The organism is Psychrobacter sp. TWR1-1-1, assembly GCF_049895865.1.
GTDB classification, from domain to species: Bacteria; Pseudomonadota; Gammaproteobacteria; order Pseudomonadales; family Moraxellaceae; genus Psychrobacter; species Psychrobacter immobilis_A.
Window position 1 is genome coordinate 1 of record NZ_JAFCTE010000006.1, and the last position, 24,289, is coordinate 24,289.

The window sequence follows — 24,289 nt, forward strand, 5'->3', positions numbered from 1 at the left end:
TTGTTCAAAATTGTTGCTCATAAATATCGCAACCGTCGTCAGCGCTATGATCTTAGAATGAAGCTATTCGCCGCTGTTGTGAATTTCGAGCTTGGTTTATGACTTTTGCAAGAGGTCTAATAATCAGAGTAGCAAAAAAGACGAGTGCAAGTGCTACATCCGCTGGCTGAGCGAGCTTGACATTGCTAATTGCATATTTGGTATGGGTATCAATTAGGCGTATTACTATTGTGCTTACCAATCCATTAATAGAATTAAACTCTAACGAAAACTCACTAGGCATGGCAAACTCTGCCAAAAAAGCGGTTATCGATGCTTTAGACATCGGCTTTCGTTATCCAGATGACCAGCGTGCAGCCTTAATTATTAAAGTTGCGAAAATTAATGACGTGACTGAAAATCAAATATCTCTAGGCAGCGGCTCCAGTGAGAATATCCGCACGGTCGTACAAATGCTGCAAAACAAAGCGTTAAGGGAAGGCAGGAATTTTCAAGTAATTGTGCCGCACCCAACCTTTGCTTATGCGGAACTATATGCAACCTCTATCAATGTGCCCGTGGTAAAAGTAGCACTGATGCCTGAAAGCTATTCTTTTGATTTACAAAATATGCAAAAAGTGGCTGATGATTTTGATGGTATAAGCTTATTTTATCTCTGCAATCCCAACAATCCTACAGCGACGATTACTGACACAGATGAGTTAAAAGCGTGGGTAGGAACGGCACCAGACCATCATTATTTCTTGCTAGATGAAGCCTACTCAGAATATGTCACTGACCCAAGTTTTGAGAGTGGGATTGCGTGGATAAGAGAGCAGCGCTCAGACAATATTATCGTGGTTCGGACTTTCTCTAAACTGTGTGCGCTAGCGGGTATGCGTGTCGGCTATGCAATTGCCAGTCCGCAAATGATCACTGAGCTAGAGGCGTTTATCTCAGTGGATAATACCAATCTGTCTGGTGCTGTCGCCGCGATAGCAACTTTGGATGATGAGGCGTTTTTGGCGTTGAGTTTGCATACTGCCAATCAATCGCGTCAGCTGGTTGAGCAGACGTTGGATGAGCTTGGACTACGCTACTTACCATCACAAGCCAGCTTTATATTTCACGAAATCAAAGGCGATGTACAAACCTATATCGATAGAATGTGCGACCATGGCATCGCTGTCGGTCGCGAGTTTGCGCCTATCACTGGCTTTAATCGCTTGACGCTTGGCAGACCTGATGAGATGGCAGTGTTTGTTGAGGTGTTGAAATCGTTTCGTGAGAAAGGCTGGGTGTGATTAAGCCAGATAGAGTAGTTTCATTATTAAAAAAGGGGACACGCCCTAGTGCACAGCTTCCCTTTTTTATTGCAATAGGATAAATAAGCCACAGCTAACATTCTATTTTTACCAACATCAAACGCAGTTTTACATATCCTGTCTTAAAAAATATCACGTCATCTTATAGTATTGATTCATAAAGCACGAACGAGCAGGCAGCAGATTACATGTTGGACAGTGGCTGTAAAATCAGGCGTGCTAACGTATATTATAATTTTAAGGTCAGGAATATATCCATGTTTGATATCAAATCATTTTTTAAGAGAGAAGTAGAAAAAAAACTCATCAATGTAGATGATTATATTTTTATGCCTGAGCGAGTAGAGATGGAGCTGGAGGGCGGAGTATTAAATTGTGTACTCAACAGTGATGGTCGAGTCGATATTTTTTATAGTAAGCAAGGCGTGACAGAGGTCGGCTCGGCATCACGTAAGCATCCCTTTACGGCATTCGAAACTGAACTATATCATGGCGTTTATGATGACGTTATTAATGATTTGATCAAAGAAGTAGATAAGATTATTGATAGCTCTTCTAAGTATTTTAGCCGCAGTAAAATACTGCCTTTTACAGCAGCTTTGTCACAGAATCCAGTTGACAAAAACAAGTTCTAAGCCAAGTTAATAAGATAAGTAGATGGTACGAAGACTTAGCAATAAAAAGGGTGCGTTATTTATAACGCACCCTTTTTAAGGTCTTATTTTATTGTCTTAAAACTTAAATGTTGTGCAACCATATCTACTACACATCAGTAGATATATCATATTTTATTTCATAAAACTGGTATAGCAATTTTGTAGAGATTTTGCGACGACTTTCGTGACCAGCTGTGTGCGATATTGTGAATCGATAGCAGCATTGCCCAATTCAACGAGTGTCACTTGCTGCGGCGCTTGCTCACTGACGCAGCCACAAACATTACTTTTTACAGCTTCTTGTTGTGTGTCGGTCATAGCCACGCTAGCCACACGCCAAGCAGTTTGCTTTTCAATCTGACTGCGGCATTGGTTATCAATCGCTGATTTAAAGACATTCATACCAATCTCATTGGCAGTACCGATAGCAGTACCTGCATTATTATTCATGCCATCAGTCGTTGTGCATCCAGATAGAGCGAGGGTAGCGAGCATAGCCGTTGATATTAAGATTTTTTTCATGGGTCTGATCCTTTAAGATTTTTATTGGTTTGAAGGTTTATGCTTAATAAAAACTGGCATTTGGTACGAGTTGATGTTTGCTAGTTGACATGTATTTTTTCCAAGCAGGTCGTATATTATCAGCAAAACTTATCAATAACACCACCAACTATTATTAGTATTGAATAAAGCTTTTTTTTATCAAAGCTTGACGTTATTAATCCAGCCACGCATAGGGGTGATAATATGCATAGGCTTTATAACCAATATAGCCGATAATCATCAATAAACCACCGACGATAAATAACCAAGTGGTGAGGTGTTCCCACGAACAATCATCAAGATGGTCATTAAACGCCGCCGAAATACTGGCGATGAAAAGAATGAGGCAACCTAGTAGCAGTATCAGTGTTGAGGTGAGCTCATAACTATCTACGCTAAAGTTTGGCATACCATAATCCAAGAATAAAATTCATCTTACTTTAACGATTTTAATCAATAAGGCAGGTGAATTGTTCATGAAGTATTGCTATATTTGGGTAGCGTATTTATTATTTTCTACTGTAAATACTATTTAGCTTAATAGCATTCTGCGCAAAGCAGCCGATTCAAACCCATATATACGTAACTCAGCACAAAAAAACCAGCTAAGGCAATGGCTCTTAGCTGGTTTTATTTTATAAAGTTGATGTCAGTTTTTTAACTGTTTTAGACATTTTTACCGTGTTGCTTTTGCTGAATATCTTTTGCGAGCTTGTAGCACTCATTGATGTGGTCATTGGCGATTTTTTTGAAAATCATATAGCCCATTGTAGCAGCAACCATTTGACCCCCTAATGGGATAAATTTCGTTACTTGTTTGGCAGCGATACGACCACCAAAGCCTTGTACGGTCTTTTTAACAATACCACGTGTCGCCATCAACCCTGCAAAATCGACAGTACGATCTTTTAATGCACCCCAATGAATGGCTCGTGATTCTAAATCAACTGCCGCCTTACGATCTTCAAGTAAGCCAAATCGCTCGCTAATGTCAGGTAATAGTTGAGTAAGCATACCTGCATCTACTGCGACATCAAAAAATGGTACAGGAACGATGGCAACACCAGCAGAATATTTGGCACGTTTTTTTACCAACTTTTGACATTCTTTTTTTACTTGTTCAAGATCCAAGCTAGGGTCAATGGTATTTGGTAGTTTTTCAGCCAGTGGTGTGGTTTTCATAAAGCATCCTTATAAATGGTTAAAATAAAAAATCTCAATACATAGCAATTATCTCAGTTGCTTACTATTTTATGGATTTCTGAGCGGCATACAATCATTGCTTTGTAGCAAAATGCAGAAAAATGCAGTCGCTCTGCACCGTTTTTGTAAATGAAATATTATGTATATTATATGCACAGAGTATGAATTATTTGCTCTATGCTAGTATTAAACTATGGTTTATCACAATGTACTGCAACAAAAAACGATAAACCAAGCCGCCAAAAATTGTCATTGTGACCCTCTGCTAAAGCCAGTAGAATATGCACATGCTAAATTTAACCCCCCGTTATACCAGCACTCGCATCGACGAGTTGCCCGCCGCGCTGCAACCACTTGCCGCCCAATCATTGACGCTTGCCCGCTTATACGCAGGTCGCGGCATTACTCGACCTGATGAGCTAGAGACGCAACTCTCTGCGCTATTGCCAGCCGAAATGCTACATGGTGTCACCGAAGCAGTGCGTCTATTAGACGTCGCCATCGATGACGGTCAGCGCATCCTTATCGTGGGTGATTTTGACTGTGATGGTGCGACCAGTACCGCATTAATGATGCGTGCGCTTACAAAAATGGGCGCAGTCGTTGACTTTTTAGTGCCCGACCGTTTTAAGTACGGCTATGGTTTGACACCAGAAATTGTTGAATTGGGTATTGAGAAGTATCATCCTGAGGTGATAGTGACCGTCGATAACGGTATCTCAAGCCATGAAGGCGTGGCACGTGCGCAAGCCGATGGTATCACTGTGATTATTACTGATCATCATTTGACGACTAAAGAAACACCGCCTGCGGAGGCTGTGGTTAATCCCAATCAGCTCGATTGCCACTTTAGCAGTAAAGCGCTCGTAGGGGTGGGTGTGGCATTTTATGTGCTTGGACGCTTAGCCAAGCTGCGCCGCGAAGCCGGTAAATCTACCGTGCAAGTGAGTCAATATTTGGATTTGGTGGCATTGGGGACGATTGCTGACGTTGGGGTGCTTGATAAAAACAATCGCATTTTAGTGCATCATGGACTGGCGGCTATCCGCCAAGGGCGCTGCTCGCTCGGTATCTTGGCACTCCTTGAACAAGCAGGGCGAGATTCTAAGCAGTTGCAGGCACAAGATTTTGGGTTTGTCTTAGGACCTCGTATCAATGCCGCTGGTCGTATGGACAATATGCGCATCGGTATTGAGTGTTTGTTGACGGATGACTGGAGTACGGCGCAGCGTTTGGCGCAAGAGCTTGAGCAGTTAAACCGGACGCGTCGGCAGGTAGAAGGCGAGATGCGCGCGCAAGCGGATAGCATCGTACAGACATTAGCCGCTGCGGATACAGACATGGACGATGAGGCTACGGCGAATAACCATGAAAGCGGGGATGTTATTATTCAAAATAGATCTGAGAAAAAGAGGAATAATAATCATAAACGCAGTATCGTTTTATATCAAGATGATTGGCATCAAGGCGTCATCGGCATCGTCGCTGGACGGTTAAAAGAAAGTCATTATTTGCCAAGTATCGTTTTTGCACCCGCGAATACAGAGCGTACCAGTGACGATGACCTTATCAAAGGCTCGGCGCGTTCTATCGCTGGCGTGCACATTCGTGATGCGATTGAGCAGGTTGCCGAGCGCCATCCTGATTTAATCAGTCATTTTGGTGGTCATGCGATGGCAGCAGGCTTAACGATCAAACGCCGTAACTTTGATGGGTTTGTTATGGCTTTTAATGACGTCATGGCACAGATGGATAATGAAGTGTTTGCTGAGCAAAAATTCACTGATGGCGCGTTGCAGGCGAGTGACTTTAGCTTGTGGTTCGCTGAACACTTAGCTGATGCCAATATTTGGGGTCATGGCTTTGCACCGCCAATATTTGATGGGGTCTTTGAAGTGTTAAGCTTTAGGATATTAAAAGACAAGCACCTTAAACTGTCGCTGCGTTACCCTGATGTGCAATATCCGATTGAAGCAATTTATTTTAACTTTGATAGCGAGATATGGGATTATCGTGCAGAAAAAGTGCATGTATTATTTCAGCTAGACATCAACGAGTGGAACGGCAAACAAAGTCTACAGTTGATGGTAAGGGATTTAGCAGTCATATAGGAATGATGGCATTATCTTATTATAAGATACTCAACCAGTAGCAAATATAGCGTCGACTTTGTTTAAGGTTGACGCTTTTTTAGTATTTCCATTCGATGGTTGGAAATTGCCAGTCATAACGAATGGCGAGCATGCGTAAGGTAAAAATCGTACCCATAGTAGCGATGTCAGCAATCCAAGCTGTCACACCCAGATTGTGTAGTGCAAAATAGAGGATGCCGCCAGCCAAAGCTGCCGAAATATAAATCTCTTGCTGCAACACCAGCGGAATCTCATTGCAGATCATATCGCGGATGATACCGCCGACAATAATGGTAATCACCCCAAGTAATAATGCCACGGGCACATTTGCACCCATACTATCGGCAACCTTGATACCGATTAAGGTAAAAACTGACAGTCCAATAGTATCTGAGAGTTTGAGGAACTTATTAACGCGTTTAGAGTTGGGATGAAAGAATATTTGCATCACTAATGAAGAGATGGTGATAACAGTCAGGTAGCTCATATCCACCATCCAAAATAGGGGATGGCGATCTAAAATGACATCACGCACAGTACCGCCACCGATAGCGGTGACAATAGACACCAGTAAACAACCAAAAACATCGAAATTTTTGTGTTTTGCCAGTATCGTGCCTGAAATACTACAAGCGATAATACCAATCATATCAAAAAGATAAATGAGAGAGCGTGGGTCAAACGTAGTGATTAGTGCTGAAGGATTCAATGCGATAGCCAGCATGAGCAAGTCTCACTAAGTTTGTATGATGATTGTCTGATTATTATAAGCCAATGCAGTAGAGCTTAGGGCGTGTCCTCATTTTAAAAATGGTGATAAAAATGAGATAAATTACCTTCAAACAAGGAAAGTAGCGCAAATAATATCGAGATATTAAGAAGCTATTTGACGATGTTTGGCAAAATTTAGCTATTTTTAGGCCATTTAGAAAGTAAACGATTGAATTGAGGACACGCCCTAGTGTTTAAACCATATATATCAGTCTTATTTCACCAAACGTATAGAAGGCAGGTGCCAATCAAAACGTAATGCTAGCATCCGTACAGCAAAGATAACGCCCAGCATAACAAACTCGTTCAACCCAGTATTTACACCCAAACGATCAAGCAGCAGATAAGTGATCGAACCTACAATACTAGCAGAGATATAAATCTCGCGTTGAAGTAACAGTGGTATCTCATTACAGATGATATCGCGTAGCAGACCACCAATAATAGCCGTCCAAACCCCCATCATAATAGCGATAATAGCTGACATATCTTGTGTCAATGCTATCTTAAAACCAATCACGCTAAAAGCCGCCAACCCAATGGCATCGAACAGCTTCAATGCCTTATCAATCTTATGATACAGATGAAAGAATATTTGTAAAATAAGCGATGTGACTGTGATGACGATCACATAATTGAGGTCAGTCATCCAAAAGAGCGGATGACGGTCTAGCGCCATATCACGTAGTGTACCGCCGCCGATAGCATTGACCATCGCAACCAAGATACAGCCAGCAATATCAAAGCCTTTGTGCTGTGCCAGCAGTGTACCTGCGATCGCACAAGCAATCACACCAACCATATCTAATAAATATAATAAAATATCAGGAAAAATTAAATCATTAACCATGATTATATTACCAATATAATGGCCATCAAAATAGATTGGCTGGGCTGGGCTGGGCTGGGTTAGATTAGGTTAGTTTTGAAGTTGCTTATATCAATAATTTAAATAGAGTTAACCTAACTTTAGGTAGTAGTTTAGCCATCTTTTGCAAATAGAATAAGCCCAACGATAATCAGAGCAATACCTATTAAACCCATCGCTGATGGCAAAGTATTATTGAGCAATAGCATACCGCCAATTAAGGCAAATATCACTTCACTTGCCTGAGTGGCATCAACCCCAGCCACTTCGCTTGAAGTTTCCGCTTTTTCACGGGCATATAAAAAGATACTGGTTGCCGCCACGCCTGCCAATAGAGCCACAAGTAAGGTATTGAATACCTGCTTAGTATCAGGCAAATCCGGATGAACGACAAGACCCAAAACCAACCAAAATGGCAGACTGCCCAAGGTCATTAACCATACTTTGTTAAAGGCATTTTGTAGGAGGGTGGTTTTGATAGCAGGTATACGTGCGATTAAAGTTTGCAGCAAAGAGCTCGGCAAGGTTTGAGTGGGGTGGTTAAGGTTTAAGGAATCGACCGCGTCCGCCGTATAACTCATATCGGCTGACAAAGCAGGTGCTTCTGTAATAAATGAGGTGGTTTTTTTACTAATCTCGTTGGCTTGGATATCACTTTTTTGAGTGCTAGTAGGCTCGGCACTACGCTTGCGAGCGTTGTAAGATACCTGCCAAACCAACTGGTTACCAATGGGATAGCTAAAGGCGGCTATTAGAGCAGGCACGGCACCATAAAGCAGCATATCTTTCATAGGCACTGCATTAGCATCTAGCAAAGAAGCGGCATGCAGTCCTTCACTGATATTGACCAGTAGCACACCAGCAAATACTAATAACGCATATGCAATGAATTTTTTATCAAAACGTTGTCCGAATGCTAGCAAAACGAGTAGGCTTGCAACCACTGTAAACATAAAGGTCGCGGCGACTACCCAGCCTGCGACATGATCAGCCGCGTAGCATATTCCTGTATAAAAAATTCCAAAACCAATACTGCCCGTAATACACCAAAAGCCCCAATGTTGACGGAATATAGTCATCAGCTCTGTAATACGCCCAAAACCATGCTGCATAATTATAATAGCCGTGAGTATTAGCCACATAAATGCATAGCGAAGGCTAGCTGACCAAAACCAATGTCCACCAGCCGCACTCATAACTTCGTTTAACACAAACGTCGAGCTAAAAAATGCTCCCGATAATAAGCCCAATAAAATGAGTTTGACCATACCTATATTCCTATCCTTGGGTCGCTATTTATGTTGAATATCCATTTAGATGATTGGACTATTATTTGCCTTTAGCATCTGCCCAGATGATTTTATGCAGTTGCAATTGGAAGCGTACGGGCAGCGCGTCAGCCAACATCCATTCTGCAAGTTCGCGCGCCAACACAGGTACATCGGGGCTGACTTCGTCGTCGATATCCTCTGCGACATTAAACATCGGCGAAAACCAAACTGTACCCACCAATTCATTTAATTTATGCTCAGACAACTTGGCTTTCGCCCAGTCGTAATCTTCACGATTCATAATGACAAATTTAATTTGGTCATGCTGAGTGAGGTGGTCGAGATTTGACCATAGATTCTTATCGACTTCACCTGAGCTTGGCGTTTTGAGATCCATGACTTTACTGACCGCTTTTGGCACGTTTGCTACCGTGAGCGCGCCTGCGGTTTCAAGCGAGATTTCATAGCTATCGCTCAGTAAGCGCTTCATTAGTTCAATGGCGTTCGGCTGAGCTAAAGGCTCGCCGCCAGTCAGACAAATACGCTTGCAAGGATAGCTTTTGATGGTCTCTATAATGGTTTCTAGCGACTGCCGCTCGCCGCCAGTAAAGGCGTATTCAGTATCGCAATAGACACAGCGAAGTGGACAGCCGGTCAAGCGTACAAATATCGTTGGCAAGCCTGAGGTCAGCGCTTCACCTTGTAAAGAATAAAAGATTTCTGTCAAACGTAGACCCGCTTCAGGATCAGTGACAGGAATGGCGGCGGTGCGTAATAGTGATTCACTCATAATATGTCAAATACAGTTAAAGATTGCTAATGGGATGAGGCATTTATCAATGGTAATAAAAAGGCAAGTTCTGGTATGGGCGTTTTGCGTTTGGATAAAGCCAAACCAAAAAAAGGGATTATAACGCACCACCCTCTATTAAGCTGCAAAAAAGACGCTGAAGTTTTCTTCAGCGTCTTTAATAAGGAGGATCTGTCGCTGTCCGTACGGTTTGGGTACGAGACTATAAGTATTGGAAATACTAGGCTAAACGCAATAGCTCATTGACTGATGTTTTAGCGCGGGTTTGTGCATCGACTTTTTTGACGATGATAGCAGCATATAAGCTATGCGTACCATCTTCTGATGGCAAGCTACCCGGTACGACAACAGAGCCTGCTGGTACACGGCCACGATGAATCTCACCCGTTTCGCGATCATAAATGCGCGTTGATTGACCAATAAATACACCCATCGAGATAACAGCGCCTTCTTCGACGATTACGCCTTCAACGATTTCAGAACGTGCACCGATGAAGCAATTGTCTTCGATGATGGTCGGGTTGGCTTGCAATGGCTCTAATACGCCGCCGATACCAACGCCACCTGATAAATGCACATTTTTACCAATTTGGGCACATGAACCCACGGTCGCCCACGTATCTACCATCGCGCCTTGATCGACATACGCGCCGATGTTGACATACGATGGCATTAATACCGCACCTGCTGCGATGAACGAGCCTTTACGAGCAACAGCGGGTGGGACAACACGTACGCCTGATTCTTTGAACTGTGCTTCGGTCCAGTTGGCAAACTTAGTCGGCACTTTGTCATAGAATTGCACATGTTCGCCCGCTGCCTGAACATAGTTGTCGTTTAAGCGAAAAGAGAGCAAAACGGCTTTTTTTGCCCACTGGTTCACGACCCATTCGCCATCCTTTTTTTCTGCAACGCGCAATGTGCCGTTATCTAGTTGCTCAAGCACTTGATTAATAGCATCACGCACGTCCTGTGGCATCGTGCTTGGGCTGTATTCGTTGCGTTTTTCAAAGGCTTGTTCGATGGTTTGTTGTAATGACATAAAGGTTCCTAAAGTTAGTGGAAGGTAAAGCATATATTATCGTTAAATAACTCGCATGACTTGGCGTAAAAACTTGCTTGCCGTATTGTCGCTAATTTGGCGACTTTTAGCAAACGAGTTAACCGCCAAGATGAGCGCTGCGGTTAATTGTCTGAGCTATGGCTTTCTATCCATTCTAAGATATCTTCATAAACGGTTTGGTGGTCTTTTTCATGCAAAGGCTCATGACGCATGTTTGGGTAGAGTTGGATATCTACTTGACTGAAGTTTTGCTTGTTTAAGCGCGTGACAATTTTGCGGATGCCGTTGCCCATATCTCCGATAGGATCATCTTCGCCGCTGATAAATAGCATCGGGAAGTTTTTTGGAATAGTCATTGCCCAGCCTTTGTTCAAGCCAGTTTCCATCAGAAAGAATAATGTCATAAAGCCATTATTGGTGAAATCAAAGCCCGTTAAGGGATCTGCTTCATAGGCTTCAATGGCGGCAGGATTTTCAGTTAACCATGCAAATTCTGATGAAGAGATGCGATCTTCAAGCTTACTATTCAAGACTTTATTCATCACCTTGGCAAACATTGCATTTGGTTTTTTGGGTGCTACTTTTGCCAGTATTTTATTGACTGGGAGTAGTACTTTAGTCAAGGGGTTGGCATCTGCTGTACCCATCAAAATAGCACCTGTAAAATTGTGTGCATGGTGCTTTAGGACATTACGCACAATAAACGAGCCCATAGAGTGACCCATTACAAAGTGTGGCACGTCAGGATGGCGGTTTTTTAAGCTATCTGCCATGACAATGACGTCTTTTAACAGGGACTGTACTGGATGCTCTTCACCAAAAAAACCTAAATCTGCTGATGTTTTGACGGTCTTTCCATGTCCCAAATGGTCATAAGTTGCCACTGCGATACCATGATCCGCTAAAAACTGAGCGAAGTCTGCGTAACGTCCGCTATGCTCTGCCATACCGTGGACAATCAGTAACGTGGCTTTTACCGCTGTGTTTTCATGGCTTGGTTCAAAAAAATTATGATGCAAGTAATGAATATTATCGGAGGAGAGAATGTGGTCGTTACCTGTATCGGTGTTGGTACTCATATAGGGTTCCTTAAACAGTTTTAATGAATGTTTTTAATAAATAGCTTTAATGGTTCATCATCTTAATGAATAGCAGGCATGATGATTTGAAATCGCCTGCTAAAATTTGGCTTATTATACGGCGCTTACCATGAACTATTGTACTGGACGTTGGTAAATTGTTTGACCTTCTTTAATGGTTGTGATGACTTTGATGTCTTTGAGCTTGCTTGCCTCTATGGTTAATGGGTTGGCATCCAAGATAACCAAATCAGCCAGTTTTCCTGGCGTCAAGGTGCCTTTGCTGTCTTCTTCAAAATACTCATAAGCGGCATTGCTGGTAATGGCTTTTAACGCTTGATACGGCGTCGCTCGCTCATTTTTACCAATGATTTTACCTGAGCGCGAAGTGCGATTGACTGCTGACCAGACTGAAAATAATGGGTCAACAGGTGTCACTGTGTCATCAGAGTGATTGGTGTATCTAAGTCCCATTCTATCAGCAGTGGCAATCGGGCTTGAAAAGTCGGCACGTTTTTTACCTAAGTTTTTAACGTGTACATCTCCCCAAAAGTAAGTATGGTTGGTAAAGAAGGACGGCACCATATTGTATTTTTTGAATGCTGCTAGCTGATCAGGTCGGGCAAATTGAGCATGGATGGGCACAGTACGGCGATCTTTATCAGCTGCTTGACCAGTCTTTTTGACGGCATACTCGTGTGCCTTGATGAGCATATCGGTTGCGCCATCACCATTATTATGAATAAAGAGCTGATTGTCACGAGCATAGGCTTTGACAAACATCTCGTTCAGCTCATCTTGGCTGACACTTGGTAGACCACGGCAGTCCTTTTCACAATCTGGAACTGGTGTGAGATAAGGTTGGCTAAAATAGGCGGTCTTGCCTTGTGGCGAGCCATCTGCGACGATTTTGGTACCCTGTACTTTAAAACCATTTTGATAGGTTTTCCATACGAAGTTTTTATCAGCCAAATTCTCATCTAAGTCACTCACTCCTGCCAGTGCGACCAAGTCAATTTTAAGTTTACCTGCATCGGCTTGTTTTTGAAAAAACTGAATAGTGTTTCGAGCTGTCGAACCGTTATGCGCCGTCGTTATGCCATTCTTTGCATAATACTCTTGCGTCTGCTCAAAGAATTTGCCTTGATTCGGCGCTAACACTTCTAGCATATTGCGCACGAACGGATACATCGCCGTTTCTTGTACGAGACCGTTTGGTTCATTAGAGCCTTTAATTCGAGCAATATTACCGCCTGCTGGATTTTTACTGTTAGCAGTGATGTTCATCATGGCAAGCGCCTTGCTGTTTGCGACGCCCATGTGACCACTTGTGTGTTGTAAATACACTGGATTGTTTGGCAGTACTTTATCAATCTCGCTTTTGGTCGGATGACGCCCCTCGGCGAGCTGAGTTTCATCATAACCCCAACCAAAGATCCAGTCGCCATCAGCAATGTTATTGTCCACTTTATACTCTTTTAGCGTTTGCATCATTTTTGGAATACTATCGACTTGACCGATGGGCGGCGGGTTGAGATTGACCTGACCCATGGTGTTTGACACCATATCAAAATGACTGTGCGGATCGATAAAGCTGGGTAATAAGGTTTTATCTTGTAGATTAATCTGCGCGGCATTTTTATATTTCGATTGCGCCTCTTGTAAATTGCCCACATAGGCAATCTTGCCCGCTTGGGTGACTAAGGCTTCAGCCATTTGTGGCTGATCGCCCTCCATCGTGATGATGTTGCCATTGTAATAGACAGTTGCTGAGTTGCTCATATCCTTGGGCGCGGTCTGCATGGTAGTGCAACCTATGACACTCATTAATCCAATGCTCAGTACAGTTGGTTTTAGTAATGTGCTCATATTCATTACGTTATCCTTAAAGGTGATTTGATGCTTACATCCGTGTGTCATAAGCATTGGTACATGGTGGGTTTTCTATATTCTAAAAGTATTTATATTTTATCAGTGAATATTGTTTTAAAAGATAGGAATGTTGCAACCAATTTAGCGATAAAGCCTTGTGCGGTCAATGCTATTTAAGAGTTTTGCACTGACAACTGTGGCATTGCCAACTAGAGGAGAAGATCGATCTATAAATCTGCTGAATATAATATCTTAAAAGCCAAATTGACAAGTGCTGTATGACATCCTACGAGACGTCATGCTCATTTGGCATAAAAGGTGAAAATTACGATATTAGTTGTCAATATTGTTTCACAATCAGGTATGATTAATTAGATAAATCGTAAAGTGATAAGGCTAAAAACGAGATGATCGTTTTATTAAATAGTCATAAGAAGCAATTGCTTGCGTATGAATTTGTCTTTTTTAACCTTTTATTTTTGCGTTATTCTTCTTGCTTTAGAGGTGCTACTAACAGGATTTTATACCATTATGAAATCAACTATCGAATTACTCGAGCATACGGATTTCCCAGCGATCAAACGTCGTGAGTTAACCACGCTACAGGTCAATATGGGTTACTTATGCAATATGTCTTGTGTGCATTGTCATGTGGCTGCCAGTCCTTACCGCACAGAGATGATGTCGCGTGAGCTTGTTGAGTTGATTCTAGAAGTCTTGCAAGCACAAAATATCGAGACGCTTGATTTAACGGGCGGTGCGCCTGAGATGCACGAAGACTTTAAGTATTTGGTCACAGCCGCGCGCGCCTTGGGTGTAAAAGTAATTGATCGCTGTAATCTGACTATCCTGATGGAAGAAGGGTATGAGGACATGGCGCAGTTTTTGGCAGACAATGCGGTCGAAGTGGTGGCTTCAATGCCCTGTTATTCATTAGAAAATGTCGATAAGCAGCGCGGCAAGGGCGCATTTGATGACAGTATATTGGGACTGCATAAACTCAATGCGCTTGGCTACGGCAAGAAAGGGTCAGAACTCACGCTGAACCTTGTCTATAACCCGCAAGGTGCGACGCTGCCGCCCAATCAACAGCAGCTTGAAGCAGATTATAAGCGCGAGTTAAAAGCGCATTTTGATATCGAATTTCATCAGTTATTTGCCTTGACTAATATGCCGATTCAGCGTTTTGGTGCGGTGCTATTGGCTAAAAACCAATTTCATCCCTATATGGATTTGCTCAAAGCCAATTACGTGGCCGCCAATTTAACCGAAGTCATGTGCCGATCGACTATCAGCGTTAATTGGTTAGGAGAGTTGTTTGATTGTGACTTTAACCAGCAATTAGAGATTCCAGTGCCCAACAAGTCCCGTCGGCATCTAAGCGATTTGTTAACGCAAAATCCTGCTAGCGATGACATTGCCATTGCAGATCATTGCTATGGCTGTACGGCAGGGCAAGGAAGTAGCTGCGGTGGTGCGCTAGAAGAAGAGACAACAGATCAGACGATAGAAGAAATATCCTCGATTTAACCGGAGTCAATCATGTCAGTATTTAATAGTACAAGACTTAATAGTAAAAGCCTTTTTTTAAGTAGTGGTTTATTAATCAAAACGGCAGTGACCACTTCTATCCTGTTAGCCAGTATGGCAAGTTATGCGGATTTTAATCACAGCACTTGGGATAGTTTACTGAATAAAAACGTTACTATGACCAATGGTGGCAAAGCCTCAGTCGTTAATTATAACGGTATGAAAGCCGATAAGAGCAAGCTTGATAGCTACATGGCGGCGACTGGTAAAATCAGCCAGTCGGAATTTAACGCTTGGAGTAAAGATGAGCAATTGGCATTTTTGATCAACGTCTATAACGCTGGCACTGTAGAGCTAGTCTTGACTAAATATCCTAACATCAAGTCGATTAAAGATATTGGTGGAATATTTGGTTCGCCATGGAAACAAGATTTTATCACGCTATTAGGCAAGAAGCGCTCGCTTGATGATATCGAGCACAATCTAATCCGTGGCTCCAAACGCTACAACGAACCGCGTATTCACTTTGCGGTGAACTGTGCGAGCATCGGCTGTCCTGCGCTATTAAATGATGCTTTTACAGGGAGTAAATTAGATAAACAATTAGAGCAAGTGACGAGTAAATTCCTTGCGGATAGCAGTCGCAACCGTCTCAAAGGTAATACGTTAGAGATATCGCCAATTTTTAAATGGTATAAAGAAGACTTTGAAACCAACTGGCGCGGTACGAATAATATAGAAGGGTTTTTGGCTCGTTACAGCTCGTCTTTAGGGCTTAATAAGTCGCAAACCACTGATCTAAAAGCGGGTAAAACGAAGATTGGCTATACCAATTATAATTGGAACCTTAATAAGAAATAATGGTAATAAAAAATAAAAGCGAGCGCTGCTAATTGTGATGGCTAAGGTTTCGATAATTATTCCAGTACTCAATGAAGCAGATAATTTGCCTTTATTGTTTGATAATATCAATAGGTTAAATCCAAAACCGCAGCAAGTAATATTGGTTGATGGTGGCTCAAACGATGATTCTATTGCCATGATCCGAAGTTTTATTAATGAGTTAATGCCTGATAATGATCGTAAAATTGATTGGCAAATGACTGAGTCTAAAGCAGGACGCGCGCTGCAAATGAATACAGGTGCAGCGTTAGCAACTGGTGAGGTATTACTTTTTTTGCATGCCGATACGCAATTGCCACTGCACGCTATCGATAGCGTTTCTAAAGCGATGAAACGGGCAGAGTGGGGACGTTTTGATGTGCAAATAGCCAGTCGTCAACCGACACTGCGATTGGTCAGTCAAATGATTAATTGGCGCTCACGGTTGAGCGGAATCGCGACAGGCGACCAAGCTATTTTTATTAGCCAGTCTTTATTTAAGCAAATCGGTGGCTATCCTAACCAAGCGTTGATGGAAGATGTCGAGCTTTGTAAACAGTTAAAAGGTATTGCTAAACCTGCTTGTTTAAAAAGTAAAGTCATCACATCAGCAAGACGCTGGCAACAGCATGGCACTTGGCGGACGATTATTTTGATGTGGCATCTACGTTTTGATTACTGGCGCGGCGTATCAACTGATAATATCAAAGCGCGTTATTATAAATAAAAGAATAAGCTCTTACAAAGAATAAGCTCTTACCATGAATCAAAACCAACAAACTTGTATTATCCTTTTCGCCAAATTCCCCGCACAGGGTATGGCAAAAACGCGCTTGCAGCCGGCTCTTGGTATTGAAGGTGCGGCGCAAATGGCGCATAAACTACTATTGCATAGTATAGAACAAGCCCACTGGCTTCACGGTTGAGTTATGCGTCAGTCCTGCGCCAACAGATCCATGCTGGCAAGCGCTTGGTTTGCCTGACTCGCTGCAATGGTCAGCACAAGCAGATGGTGATTTGGGTTTGCGTATGTTAACCGCCAGTCAGCAAGCATTAACATGTTTCGAGCACGTTATCTTGATAGGTACGGACTGTCCGAGTCTTACAACCATTTGTATGCGACAGGCTGCCCAGCAGTTAGAAACACAAGATAGCGTCATGATTCCCGCTTTTGATGGTGGTTATGTGCTTTTTGGTTTTAAGCAAGTTGCTGCTGGTTTATTTAGTAATATCGAATGGAGTACGGCGAGCGTAGCAAAGGTTACTCAACAGCGCTTGGCAGAATTGAGCTGGTCTGTAGTGTTGTTAGCGCCTTTGCCTGATATCGATGAGCCTAAAGATTTACCGTATTTACCTGCAGGCTGGCTTGATGGTTATTGAGAATTGAGAACGCCTTATCATTTAGGGTTTTTAGGTATGAAAAAGTCATCGAGCTATTTTGTTGACCCTATTAGGTTGATTATAGTTCGATGGCTTTTTGGTAATCATAAACTGGTATGGCTAAGGCAATAATGCTGAAAGTCTGGTTTTAGTCTCTTCACTCATCGCCTCTACTGGCGTGACTAACGCTTGAGCTAAAGCTGTATGGGCAATTGATTTAGGTTGTTCAGCAGCTAACAAAGCAACCGCTTCTTTGATGACCTGCTGCGCATTACCCGCATTTTTCATTAGATTTCTTATGGCATAATCGGCGCTGACATCCTCTGCGGTAGGATGCCAACTATCAAAGTCTGTGACCAATGCTAGCGTTGCGTAAGCCATACTTGCTTCACGAGCAAGCTTAGCCTCTGGCATATTGGTCATACCGATGATGTCCGCTTGCATCTGCCGATACCAGTGTGACTCTGCACGAGTGGAAAACTGCGGCCCTTCGATACAGACATACGTGGCTTTTGCATGACATTGACCTTCGGCTATCTGCGCCTGAGTATAAGCACGCGTTAGAATATCCGCGACTTTAGGACATAAAGGATCAGCCATCGCGACGTGTGCCACTGCACCTTCCCCAAAGAAACTGCTGTTTCGATGCTTAGTCATGTCGATCATTTGATCGGGAATGACCATATCTAAAGGCTTAAGCGCTTCTCTTAGCGACCCCACTGCCGATACCGAAATGACGTAGCGTACGCCCAAAGTTTTTAGCGCATAAATATTAGCTCGATAAGGCACTTTGGAAGGGGTGAGTTTGTGACCTTGACCATGACGAGTTAGAAAGGCGACCGTCACGCCATTTAATTCACCTAAGACAATATCATCAGAGGGTTTGCCGTAAGGCGTCGATATGCTGACACTACGTTTATTGGTTAAATCTTGCATCTGATAAAGACCGCTACCGCCAATGATGGCGATATCAGCGGATACCGATACTGCCGCTGACTTTTCTACACTAGATATTGTCATAAAGGTTTTCCCTATTTTTAGAGTAACAGATAACGTTGCCAAGATATGTGGTGACGAATTTATAAATTTAGACGGGATCTACTTTAAGTCAGCTGCCTTACAAGACAACCACTTAGGGTTTATATATTAAATATAATTAAGCCTACAGTATGATAAAAATGCATTAAGAACGACCGTTTAGTCATTTTGTGTCAGTATTTTTTGGTCAAATAACAAATAGTCTTGTTTGTATTTAGATGATTATAAAGGTTTACAATAGACACAGACTTTGGTTAAATGAATTGTATTATGAAACATTGTTCCGCATAGCAAAACTTTATTTGGCTATTGATTCATTACAAGAACTGCTGCTCCTTTACTTAAATAGCTTCGCATACAAAGTGTGAGTGTAGAGGGAATCTGGATGGCAGTTTATTTATAGCAAGAATTGCTATATTATTACAGGTCTGTAACGCATCACTATTGACATATTGATGTCGTTAAGTGTATTAACTCGATTATTTCAAGGATGAATTCAATGCTCAACTCTCTAAAATCCCCGTTACTTTTATCAGCAATGTTAAGCGCTACTTTAGGTCTGACGGCATGCTCATCACCAAGTTCAGAAAGTACTGACAGTACGGCAACAGATAGCGCTGCTACTGACACTGCCGCCGACAAGCTTGACACCAAGTTTCTTACCATCGCTACTGGCGGAGCATCTGGCCCTTATAACATCATCGGCACTTCCTTATCAGAAGTCTATGTCAAAACCTTTGGGGTCAACTCAAAAACGCAAACCACTGGCGCATCAGTCGAAAACGTCAATCTATTGACCCAAGGCAAGGTCGATATGGTGTTGGCGCTTAGTGATGTCGTCACCGACGCGATCGAAGGCAAAAACAACTTTGATAAGCCGATAACCAACATCCAACAAATTGCGGTTTTGTACCCTAATGTGGTGCAAATTGTCACCACCAAAAAATCTGGCATCAAAAATATTGAAGACTTACGTGGTAAGCGCATCGCTGTGGGCGATCAAGGCTCTGGCACAGAAGTAAATGCTCGGACGCTATTAGAAGGGTTTGGTATCACGTATGATGATGTTACCGTTGATTATTTAGGCTTTGCGGAAGCAGCGGACGGTATGAAAGCGGGTAAAATTGAAGCGGCTTTCTTTAGTAGTGGCCTGCCAAACTCTTCATTGATGGAGCTAGAGCAGGGTCTAGACTTACAGTTAATCACCATCAATCAAGACAAGCTAAAAGAAATCATTGCGACTAAGCCTTACTTTAAGACCTTTGAGATTCCTGCTGGCACTTATGGCAATGACGCCGCGATTCCAACCGCAGCAATCATGAATGCTCTATTGGTTAGCTCTGAGCTGTCTGAAGCAGATGGTTACAAGCTGACCAAAGCGTTATTTGACAATTTAGACGGTCTAAAAACAGCGCACCAAGCGGCCAATGATATTGGCTTAGCAACCGCTCGTGAAGGTATGGTCGCACCTATCCATCCTGGCGCTAAAAAGTACTATGATGAGCAAGCAGCTAAATAAGCGATTAGGGTTATTAATTGGCGTGGCAGGCATTGCCGCGCTGGTTTTTTTTACGCTATGGCATCTCTTTGTTCGTCAGCCTGTGGTGGAAGTGCGTGTTGCAGGCGTTGACGGTGCTAACGATAAAGTGTGCTACTTTGTCGAGCCAAATTTTCAACTGCGCTGGATACACTCTGTAGAAAAACAATGGTGGGAAGAGCAATACCAACGTATAGACGGCAGCAGTACAGAAGACGCTGAATTGCTGCTGACCACCACTTATTTTGAAGCTTTTGGGGCGGGTACACCCTCAACTGAAGCGCTTGCTCCCATACAAAAACCTGGCTATCTGGGTTATCAAATCAATGAGAAATTGCCTAATCTCAATTGGGTGGTCTCACGGCTTACCAAAGGTGAGATTGACTATGGTAACTACCAGATGCTCATTCATCGCTGGGTGCCAGACTATTCTGAAGTAACGATCATGCCGAAAACGTATGGTTTCATTGATAGATTTAACAAGGATTTGTGTCATGAACTCCCAAGTGATGGATCACAATAATGTGACAACGATGTCAGATAACCATATCAATAACGACTTGCCTATACATTCCAACACGGATGCTGATACTCAGGTCGACGCTGAACTTGAGGCGCAAGCCCACAATAAAGCCATATTAGAGAAGTATGATAGAGAATCCATCACAAGGCACATCACGCAAGGACCAGTGAAGTATTTTATCGCTGGACTTTGCATTTTATATTCACTGTTTCATTTATATATCACCTTTAATCCCATGCCAGCGCTGCTACAGCGCTCTGTACACGTGGGCATTGGTTTTGCGCTGATTTTTTTGATTTTCCCCGCAAGTAAAAAAAGCAGCCGTCAGCGCGTGGCATGGTATGACTGGATTTGGTTTGCGCTGTCGTTATCGGGCATGGGCTATCTGATCTATGAATATCAAGATATTGTGACCTCACGTGGCGGTATGGCCAATCAAGTCGATGTGATATTTTCATTGATTACGGTTGTCTGCGTGTTAGAGGGCAGCCGCCGTATCACGGGTTGGATTTTGCCGATATTGGCAGGGATATTCTTGGCATATCCGTTTGTTAGTCACTTGGAATTTATGCCCGATAGATTACTGACGCGTCCTTATGACATGGGCGATATCTTTGGTCAATTATTCCTAAAAACCGAAGGCTTATACTCTGTTGCGATTGGCGCATCGGTCACGTTCATTTTCCTATTTATTCTCTTTGGCGCGTTCTTAGCACGCTCGGGAATGGGGCAGCTGTTCAATGATTTGGCACTGGCTATCGCGGGTCACAAAAAAGGCGGCCCTGCAAAAGTAGCGGTCATCTCTAGTGGCTTTATGGGCAGTATCAATGGCTCCGCGTTATCAAACGTGGTCAGTACGGGTGCATTTACGATTCCGCTAATGAAAAAAGTCGGTTACCACAAAGATTTTGCCGGTGCCGTTGAAGCGAGTGCCTCTGTTGGCGGGCAAATATTACCGCCAATTATGGGCGCGAGTGCCTTTATCATGGCGGAGACAACAGGCTTGCCGTATAGCACAATTGCGTTGGCGGCCTTATTGCCAGCGATATTGTATTATCTGGGCGTCATTGCGCAGGTGCATTTTCGCGCTGGTCGTCGTGATCTAAAAGGTATCGCTAAAGAAAGCTTACCAGCTGTCAAAGAAGTGTTAAAAGCCCGCGGTCATATGCTGCTACCGATCGTATTTTTGATTTTCTTATTAATCAGAAACGTGCCCGTCGGATATGCAGCGGCTTATACCATTGGTTTTACCGTCGTAGTTAGTATGCTGCGTAAAGAAACTAGAATGGGTTTCTCTGATATTTTGGGGGCATTAGAAGATGGCGCACGCCAGTCGCTCGCGGTAATGGCTGCCTGTGCAGTCGTCGGTATTATCATCGGAGTCGTGAGTCTAACCAGCTTTGGAACGGTGATGACCTCATCAATTGTCACACTTGGTGCAGGGTCGTTATTTTTCACGCTCATTTTGACCATGCTTGCCTCGATGGTATTGGGCATGGGACTACCGTCTATTCCTGCCTATATTATTACGGCAACGATGGCAGCACCAGCATTAGCCGGTTTTGATATTCCAATTTTGTCGGCGCATATGTTTGTTTTCTATTTTGGTATTTTTGCCAATATTACACCGCCTGTGTGTCTAGCCGCCTTTGCTGGTGCGGGTATATCTGGTGGCGATCCGATGAAGACAGGATTTTTATCGCTCAAACTGGCACTCGCCGGATTCATCGTGCCGTTTATGTTTATCTATAGTCCAGCGATGCTAATGATTGATCCTACTGGGCTTGCGGTAACTGCTAAGGACTTCCCGCTACCACCTATTATCGATATTATCACGGTAGTATTGACGTCAATTACAGGTGTTCTCGCACTTAGTGCAGCATTAGAGGGTTATTTTAAAAGCGATATGAGCCCAGTAACACGCGTTATTTTGGCAATCGGAGCTTTGCTGTTAATCTATCCTGGAATAACGACTGGTCTAGTGGGTGGCGTGATCGTTATTGCTATCGCCATCCTTAATACTAGAAACAGTGGCGAGCCAACGCCCACTTTAACCATTTAAGACGTTGCGGTTGTAGGTTTTAATAATTCATTAGATTCATAAAAAAGGGTGAATAACATAAACTGTTATTCACCCTTTTTACATGCTCAACCTAATTTTTAAGTATTAGCTCATTAAACCCCGACACTTAGCAGCCAAGTTTGCCTTCTGCTGCCAATGCTTTTTTGCTACGAATCGGTGCAGGGCAGTCTTCACCGTAATATTGACGATCGGCAAAGTAGCTTGAGCGTACCATTGGGCCTGCCCAAATGTTAAAGAAGCCAATTTTTTTACCATAATCCATATAACGCTGGAACTCGTCTGGATGGACGTAACGATCGACAGGCGCGTGGTTTTTACTGGGTTGCAGATACTGACCAACCGTAATCATATCCACGTTATGTGCTTTTAGGTCATCAAGCAATGCATAAATTTCTTCTTCAGTTTCACCAAGGCCAACCATAAAACCGCACTTGGTCGCGATATCAGGGCGACGCTCTTTATAGAGTTTGAGCAAATCTAACGAATGCTGATAGTCAGAACCTGGGCGGAAGGCTTTATATAAACGAGGCACGGTTTCGATGTTATGGTTAAAGACATCTGGCGGTGTTTCAGTTAACAAGTCTAGCGCGATATCCATACGACCACGGAAATCAGGCACCAATATTTCAATGAGGCAATTCGGGCTAAGTGCGCGAGATTCATTGAGCACTTCAACGAAATGCATCGCGCCGCCATCTTTTAGATCGTCACGATCCACAGAGGTGATTACCGCATACTTAAGCTGCAAACCTAAAATAGTCTCGGCAGTGTGACGCGGCTCATCTGCATCTAGCTCATTAGGACGACCATGACCGACGTCACAGAACGGACAGCGACGGGTACAGATATCACCCATAATCATAAAGGTCGCGGTGCCATCAGCGAAGCACTGCGGTAGGTTAGGGCAGGCCGCTTCCTCACAGACGGTATAGAGCTTTTGCTCACGCAAGGTGGCTTTGATACGAGCCACTTCAGCAGGCGAGGACATTTTAACCCGAATCCAATCTGGCTTTTTCTTGGCCTCGATGGTCGGAATCACTTTAATTGGGATACGGGCAACTTTATCATAGCCACGTAGTTTTTCGCCTTGAATGGCTTTTTTAGGTTTGACCTTGGCAGCAGGCACATGTGTTTGTACGGCAGTTGTCATAATAAAGTATCTCTTAACCCTTTATAGTATAAGGGTTTATGGAATTATTAGAATGTGTTGTGAGTGAGGACATTATAGCAGAAACTTAGGGGCTAATTTTCAATGAATAATGTTTAACTGATCATTTTGAGGTGGATCATTAAGGCTACTATGGTTTGTCTCGCAACCATAGTTTTAAATATCTATATCAATATTCAACTCATTCAGGGTTTCTATGGCAGCACGAAACGCTTCTTGGGTGGCAGGTGCCCCGCAATAAGGCAAGCTGTGCATTAATACTTCTCGAATCTCAGCGACACTTACGCCATTATTGATGGCACCTCGAATGTGCCCTTTTAGCTCAGTGGGGCTTTTTTGTGCAATTAAAAAAGCAATGGTGATTAATGAGCGGTATTTGCGTGGCAATACTGAGTCATCTTGCCATGTGCTGCCCCAAGCGTGTTCGATAATCCAGTCTTGTAATGGTTGGGTAAATCCAGTCGTGCTGTCAAGCGAGCGTTTGACATGTGCCTTACCCATTACTTCGGTGCGAACTTTTAGACCGTTTTGATAATTAGCGTTACTCTTTATATCGCTGTTTTCCATGTCGCTGT

At 43.1% G+C, this 24,289-nt stretch carries 23 protein-coding genes; 10 read left to right on the forward strand and 13 right to left on the reverse strand.

Annotated elements, in window-relative coordinates; all coding sequences use genetic code 11:
- Positions 1-230 precede the first annotated feature (230 nt).
- Positions 231-1,283, forward strand: coding sequence for a pyridoxal phosphate-dependent aminotransferase (locus ACP69U_RS07420; RefSeq protein ID WP_250162794.1), 1,053 nt, complete (start codon positions 231-233; stop codon positions 1,281-1,283).
- Positions 1,284-1,561: 278 nt separating this feature from the next.
- Positions 1,562-1,939: a hypothetical protein gene (locus ACP69U_RS07425; RefSeq protein ID WP_087815765.1), complete on the forward strand. Its 378-nt coding sequence runs from the start codon at positions 1,562-1,564 to the stop codon at positions 1,937-1,939.
- Between the two features lie 153 nt (positions 1,940-2,092).
- Here the strand turns inward: ACP69U_RS07425 and ACP69U_RS07430 are convergent, their stop codons facing one another.
- The 3 genes from ACP69U_RS07430 to ACP69U_RS07440 all read right to left on the reverse strand — a co-directional run bounded on the left by ACP69U_RS07430 (position 2,093) and on the right by ACP69U_RS07440 (position 3,685).
- A complete protein-coding gene (locus tag ACP69U_RS07430) occupies positions 2,093-2,482 on the reverse strand; it encodes a hypothetical protein (RefSeq protein ID WP_087815763.1) in 390 nt (129 codons plus the stop codon).
- A 196-nt stretch (positions 2,483-2,678) separates the two neighbouring features.
- Entirely contained in the window at positions 2,679-2,912 is a 234-nt protein-coding gene (locus ACP69U_RS07435; protein WP_087815761.1) for a hypothetical protein, read from the reverse strand.
- A 257-nt stretch (positions 2,913-3,169) separates the two neighbouring features.
- Entirely contained in the window at positions 3,170-3,685 is a 516-nt protein-coding gene (locus tag ACP69U_RS07440) for a hypothetical protein (RefSeq protein ID WP_055123847.1), read from the reverse strand.
- A 308-nt stretch (positions 3,686-3,993) separates the two neighbouring features.
- Here ACP69U_RS07440 and recJ point away from each other — a divergent pair, with 308 nt between their 5' ends.
- Positions 3,994-5,817, forward strand: coding sequence for a single-stranded-DNA-specific exonuclease RecJ (recJ, locus tag ACP69U_RS07445; protein ID WP_087815796.1), 1,824 nt, complete (start codon positions 3,994-3,996; stop codon positions 5,815-5,817).
- Between the two features lie 79 nt (positions 5,818-5,896).
- Here recJ and ACP69U_RS07450 read toward each other — a convergent pair whose 3' ends face one another.
- From ACP69U_RS07450 to ACP69U_RS07480, 7 genes are all read right to left on the reverse strand, one after another.
- On the reverse strand, positions 5,897-6,562 hold the full coding sequence (locus tag ACP69U_RS07450) for a trimeric intracellular cation channel family protein (RefSeq protein WP_087815759.1): 666 nt from the start codon (positions 6,560-6,562) through the stop codon (positions 5,897-5,899).
- A 261-nt stretch (positions 6,563-6,823) separates the two neighbouring features.
- On the reverse strand, positions 6,824-7,459 hold the full coding sequence (locus ACP69U_RS07455) for a trimeric intracellular cation channel family protein (protein ID WP_087815794.1): 636 nt from the start codon (positions 7,457-7,459) through the stop codon (positions 6,824-6,826).
- A 131-nt stretch (positions 7,460-7,590) separates the two neighbouring features.
- The gene (locus ACP69U_RS07460) at positions 7,591-8,745 is read right to left on the reverse strand and encodes a DMT family transporter (protein ID WP_087813908.1); all 1,155 of its coding nucleotides are present in this window, start codon (positions 8,743-8,745) and stop codon (positions 7,591-7,593) included.
- Between the two features lie 61 nt (positions 8,746-8,806).
- On the reverse strand, positions 8,807-9,538 hold the full coding sequence (queE, locus tag ACP69U_RS07465) for a 7-carboxy-7-deazaguanine synthase QueE (protein ID WP_087813909.1): 732 nt from the start codon (positions 9,536-9,538) through the stop codon (positions 8,807-8,809).
- Between the two features lie 241 nt (positions 9,539-9,779).
- On the reverse strand, positions 9,780-10,601 hold the full coding sequence (gene dapD / locus ACP69U_RS07470) for a 2,3,4,5-tetrahydropyridine-2,6-dicarboxylate N-succinyltransferase (protein ID WP_060491477.1): 822 nt from the start codon (positions 10,599-10,601) through the stop codon (positions 9,780-9,782).
- 143 nt (positions 10,602-10,744) lie between these two features.
- A complete protein-coding gene (locus tag ACP69U_RS07475; RefSeq protein ID WP_087813910.1) occupies positions 10,745-11,701 on the reverse strand; it encodes an alpha/beta hydrolase in 957 nt (318 codons plus the stop codon).
- Positions 11,702-11,836: 135 nt separating this feature from the next.
- Positions 11,837-13,576, reverse strand: coding sequence for an amidohydrolase (locus ACP69U_RS07480; RefSeq protein ID WP_426138238.1), 1,740 nt, complete (start codon positions 13,574-13,576; stop codon positions 11,837-11,839).
- 528 nt (positions 13,577-14,104) lie between these two features.
- Between ACP69U_RS07480 and arsS the strand changes: the two genes are divergently transcribed.
- The 4 genes from arsS to ACP69U_RS07500 all read left to right on the forward strand — a co-directional run bounded on the left by arsS (position 14,105) and on the right by ACP69U_RS07500 (position 17,365).
- On the forward strand, positions 14,105-15,103 hold the full coding sequence (gene arsS, locus ACP69U_RS07485; RefSeq protein WP_087813911.1) for an arsenosugar biosynthesis radical SAM (seleno)protein ArsS: 999 nt from the start codon (positions 14,105-14,107) through the stop codon (positions 15,101-15,103).
- A 12-nt stretch (positions 15,104-15,115) separates the two neighbouring features.
- Complete coding sequence (locus ACP69U_RS07490) at positions 15,116-15,964, forward strand: DUF547 domain-containing protein (RefSeq protein WP_087813912.1); 849 nt, start codon at positions 15,116-15,118, stop codon at positions 15,962-15,964.
- Between the two features lie 37 nt (positions 15,965-16,001).
- Positions 16,002-16,712 carry a TIGR04283 family arsenosugar biosynthesis glycosyltransferase gene (locus ACP69U_RS07495; protein WP_314885736.1) on the forward strand — a complete coding sequence of 237 codons (711 nt, stop codon included), beginning with the start codon at positions 16,002-16,004 and terminating at the stop codon, positions 16,710-16,712.
- Positions 16,713-16,960: 248 nt separating this feature from the next.
- Entirely contained in the window at positions 16,961-17,365 is a 405-nt protein-coding gene (locus ACP69U_RS07500; RefSeq protein ID WP_426138239.1) for a TIGR04282 family arsenosugar biosynthesis glycosyltransferase, read from the forward strand.
- A 120-nt stretch (positions 17,366-17,485) separates the two neighbouring features.
- Here ACP69U_RS07500 and mtnP read toward each other — a convergent pair whose 3' ends face one another.
- Complete coding sequence (gene mtnP / locus ACP69U_RS07505) at positions 17,486-18,385, reverse strand: S-methyl-5'-thioadenosine phosphorylase (RefSeq protein ID WP_314885725.1); 900 nt, start codon at positions 18,383-18,385, stop codon at positions 17,486-17,488.
- A gap of 517 nt (positions 18,386-18,902) precedes the next feature.
- On the opposite strand from mtnP, the gene ACP69U_RS07510 reads away from it, so the two are divergent.
- From ACP69U_RS07510 to ACP69U_RS07520, 3 genes are read left to right on the forward strand one after another with little or no spacing between them, the layout of a single operon-like run.
- Positions 18,903-19,922: a TAXI family TRAP transporter solute-binding subunit gene (locus tag ACP69U_RS07510; RefSeq protein ID WP_087813915.1), complete on the forward strand. Its 1,020-nt coding sequence runs from the start codon at positions 18,903-18,905 to the stop codon at positions 19,920-19,922.
- Positions 19,903-20,463 (forward strand): DUF1850 domain-containing protein, encoded by a 561-nt coding sequence (locus ACP69U_RS07515; protein WP_314885724.1) that lies wholly within the window; start codon positions 19,903-19,905, stop codon positions 20,461-20,463. Before ACP69U_RS07510 ends, ACP69U_RS07515 begins: the two co-directional genes overlap by 20 nt.
- Positions 20,435-22,525, forward strand: a complete 2,091-nt coding sequence (locus ACP69U_RS07520; protein ID WP_314885722.1) for a TRAP transporter permease — start codon at positions 20,435-20,437, stop codon at positions 22,523-22,525. The genes ACP69U_RS07515 and ACP69U_RS07520 overlap by 29 nt, the downstream gene beginning before the upstream one ends.
- 127 nt (positions 22,526-22,652) lie before the next feature.
- Here ACP69U_RS07520 and lipA read toward each other — a convergent pair whose 3' ends face one another.
- Both lipA and ACP69U_RS07530 read right to left on the reverse strand, forming a co-directional pair.
- Positions 22,653-23,696, reverse strand: coding sequence for a lipoyl synthase (lipA, locus tag ACP69U_RS07525; RefSeq protein ID WP_055123860.1), 1,044 nt, complete (start codon positions 23,694-23,696; stop codon positions 22,653-22,655).
- Positions 23,697-23,870: 174 nt separating this feature from the next.
- Positions 23,871-24,281, reverse strand: coding sequence for a carboxymuconolactone decarboxylase family protein (locus ACP69U_RS07530; RefSeq protein WP_314885735.1), 411 nt, complete (start codon positions 24,279-24,281; stop codon positions 23,871-23,873).
- Positions 24,282-24,289: the final 8 nt, after the last annotated feature.

Bases quoted from the DNA above. Each gene is read 5' to 3' on its own strand.
- ACP69U_RS07440 (WP_055123847.1), bottom strand. From the start codon at position 3,685: ATGAAAACCACACCACTGGCTGAAAAACTACCAAATACCATTGACCCT.
- ACP69U_RS07515 (WP_314885724.1), top strand. From the start codon at position 19,903: ATGAGCAAGCAGCTAAATAAGCGATTAGGGTTATTAATTGGCGTGGCA.
- ACP69U_RS07510 (WP_087813915.1), top strand. From the start codon at position 18,903: ATGCTCAACTCTCTAAAATCCCCGTTACTTTTATCAGCAATGTTAAGC.
- ACP69U_RS07480 (WP_426138238.1), bottom strand. From the start codon at position 13,576: ATGAATATGAGCACATTACTAAAACCAACTGTACTGAGCATTGGATTA.
- ACP69U_RS07495 (WP_314885736.1), top strand. From the start codon at position 16,002: ATGGCTAAGGTTTCGATAATTATTCCAGTACTCAATGAAGCAGATAAT.
- recJ (WP_087815796.1), top strand. From the start codon at position 3,994: ATGCTAAATTTAACCCCCCGTTATACCAGCACTCGCATCGACGAGTTG.
- ACP69U_RS07450 (WP_087815759.1), bottom strand. From the start codon at position 6,562: ATGCTGGCTATCGCATTGAATCCTTCAGCACTAATCACTACGTTTGAC.
- ACP69U_RS07490 (WP_087813912.1), top strand. From the start codon at position 15,116: ATGTCAGTATTTAATAGTACAAGACTTAATAGTAAAAGCCTTTTTTTA.
- mtnP (WP_314885725.1), bottom strand. From the start codon at position 18,385: ATGACAATATCTAGTGTAGAAAAGTCAGCGGCAGTATCGGTATCCGCT.
- ACP69U_RS07425 (WP_087815765.1), top strand. From the start codon at position 1,562: ATGTTTGATATCAAATCATTTTTTAAGAGAGAAGTAGAAAAAAAACTC.
- ACP69U_RS07460 (WP_087813908.1), bottom strand. From the start codon at position 8,745: ATGGTCAAACTCATTTTATTGGGCTTATTATCGGGAGCATTTTTTAGC.
- ACP69U_RS07430 (WP_087815763.1), bottom strand. From the start codon at position 2,482: ATGAAAAAAATCTTAATATCAACGGCTATGCTCGCTACCCTCGCTCTA.
- lipA (WP_055123860.1), bottom strand. From the start codon at position 23,696: ATGACAACTGCCGTACAAACACATGTGCCTGCTGCCAAGGTCAAACCT.
- ACP69U_RS07435 (WP_087815761.1), bottom strand. From the start codon at position 2,912: ATGCCAAACTTTAGCGTAGATAGTTATGAGCTCACCTCAACACTGATA.
- ACP69U_RS07475 (WP_087813910.1), bottom strand. From the start codon at position 11,701: ATGAGTACCAACACCGATACAGGTAACGACCACATTCTCTCCTCCGAT.
- arsS (WP_087813911.1), top strand. From the start codon at position 14,105: ATGAAATCAACTATCGAATTACTCGAGCATACGGATTTCCCAGCGATC.
- queE (WP_087813909.1), bottom strand. From the start codon at position 9,538: ATGAGTGAATCACTATTACGCACCGCCGCCATTCCTGTCACTGATCCT.
- ACP69U_RS07520 (WP_314885722.1), top strand. From the start codon at position 20,435: ATGAACTCCCAAGTGATGGATCACAATAATGTGACAACGATGTCAGAT.
- ACP69U_RS07455 (WP_087815794.1), bottom strand. From the start codon at position 7,459: ATGGTTAATGATTTAATTTTTCCTGATATTTTATTATATTTATTAGAT.
- dapD (WP_060491477.1), bottom strand. From the start codon at position 10,601: ATGTCATTACAACAAACCATCGAACAAGCCTTTGAAAAACGCAACGAA.
- ACP69U_RS07530 (WP_314885735.1), bottom strand. From the start codon at position 24,281: ATGGAAAACAGCGATATAAAGAGTAACGCTAATTATCAAAACGGTCTA.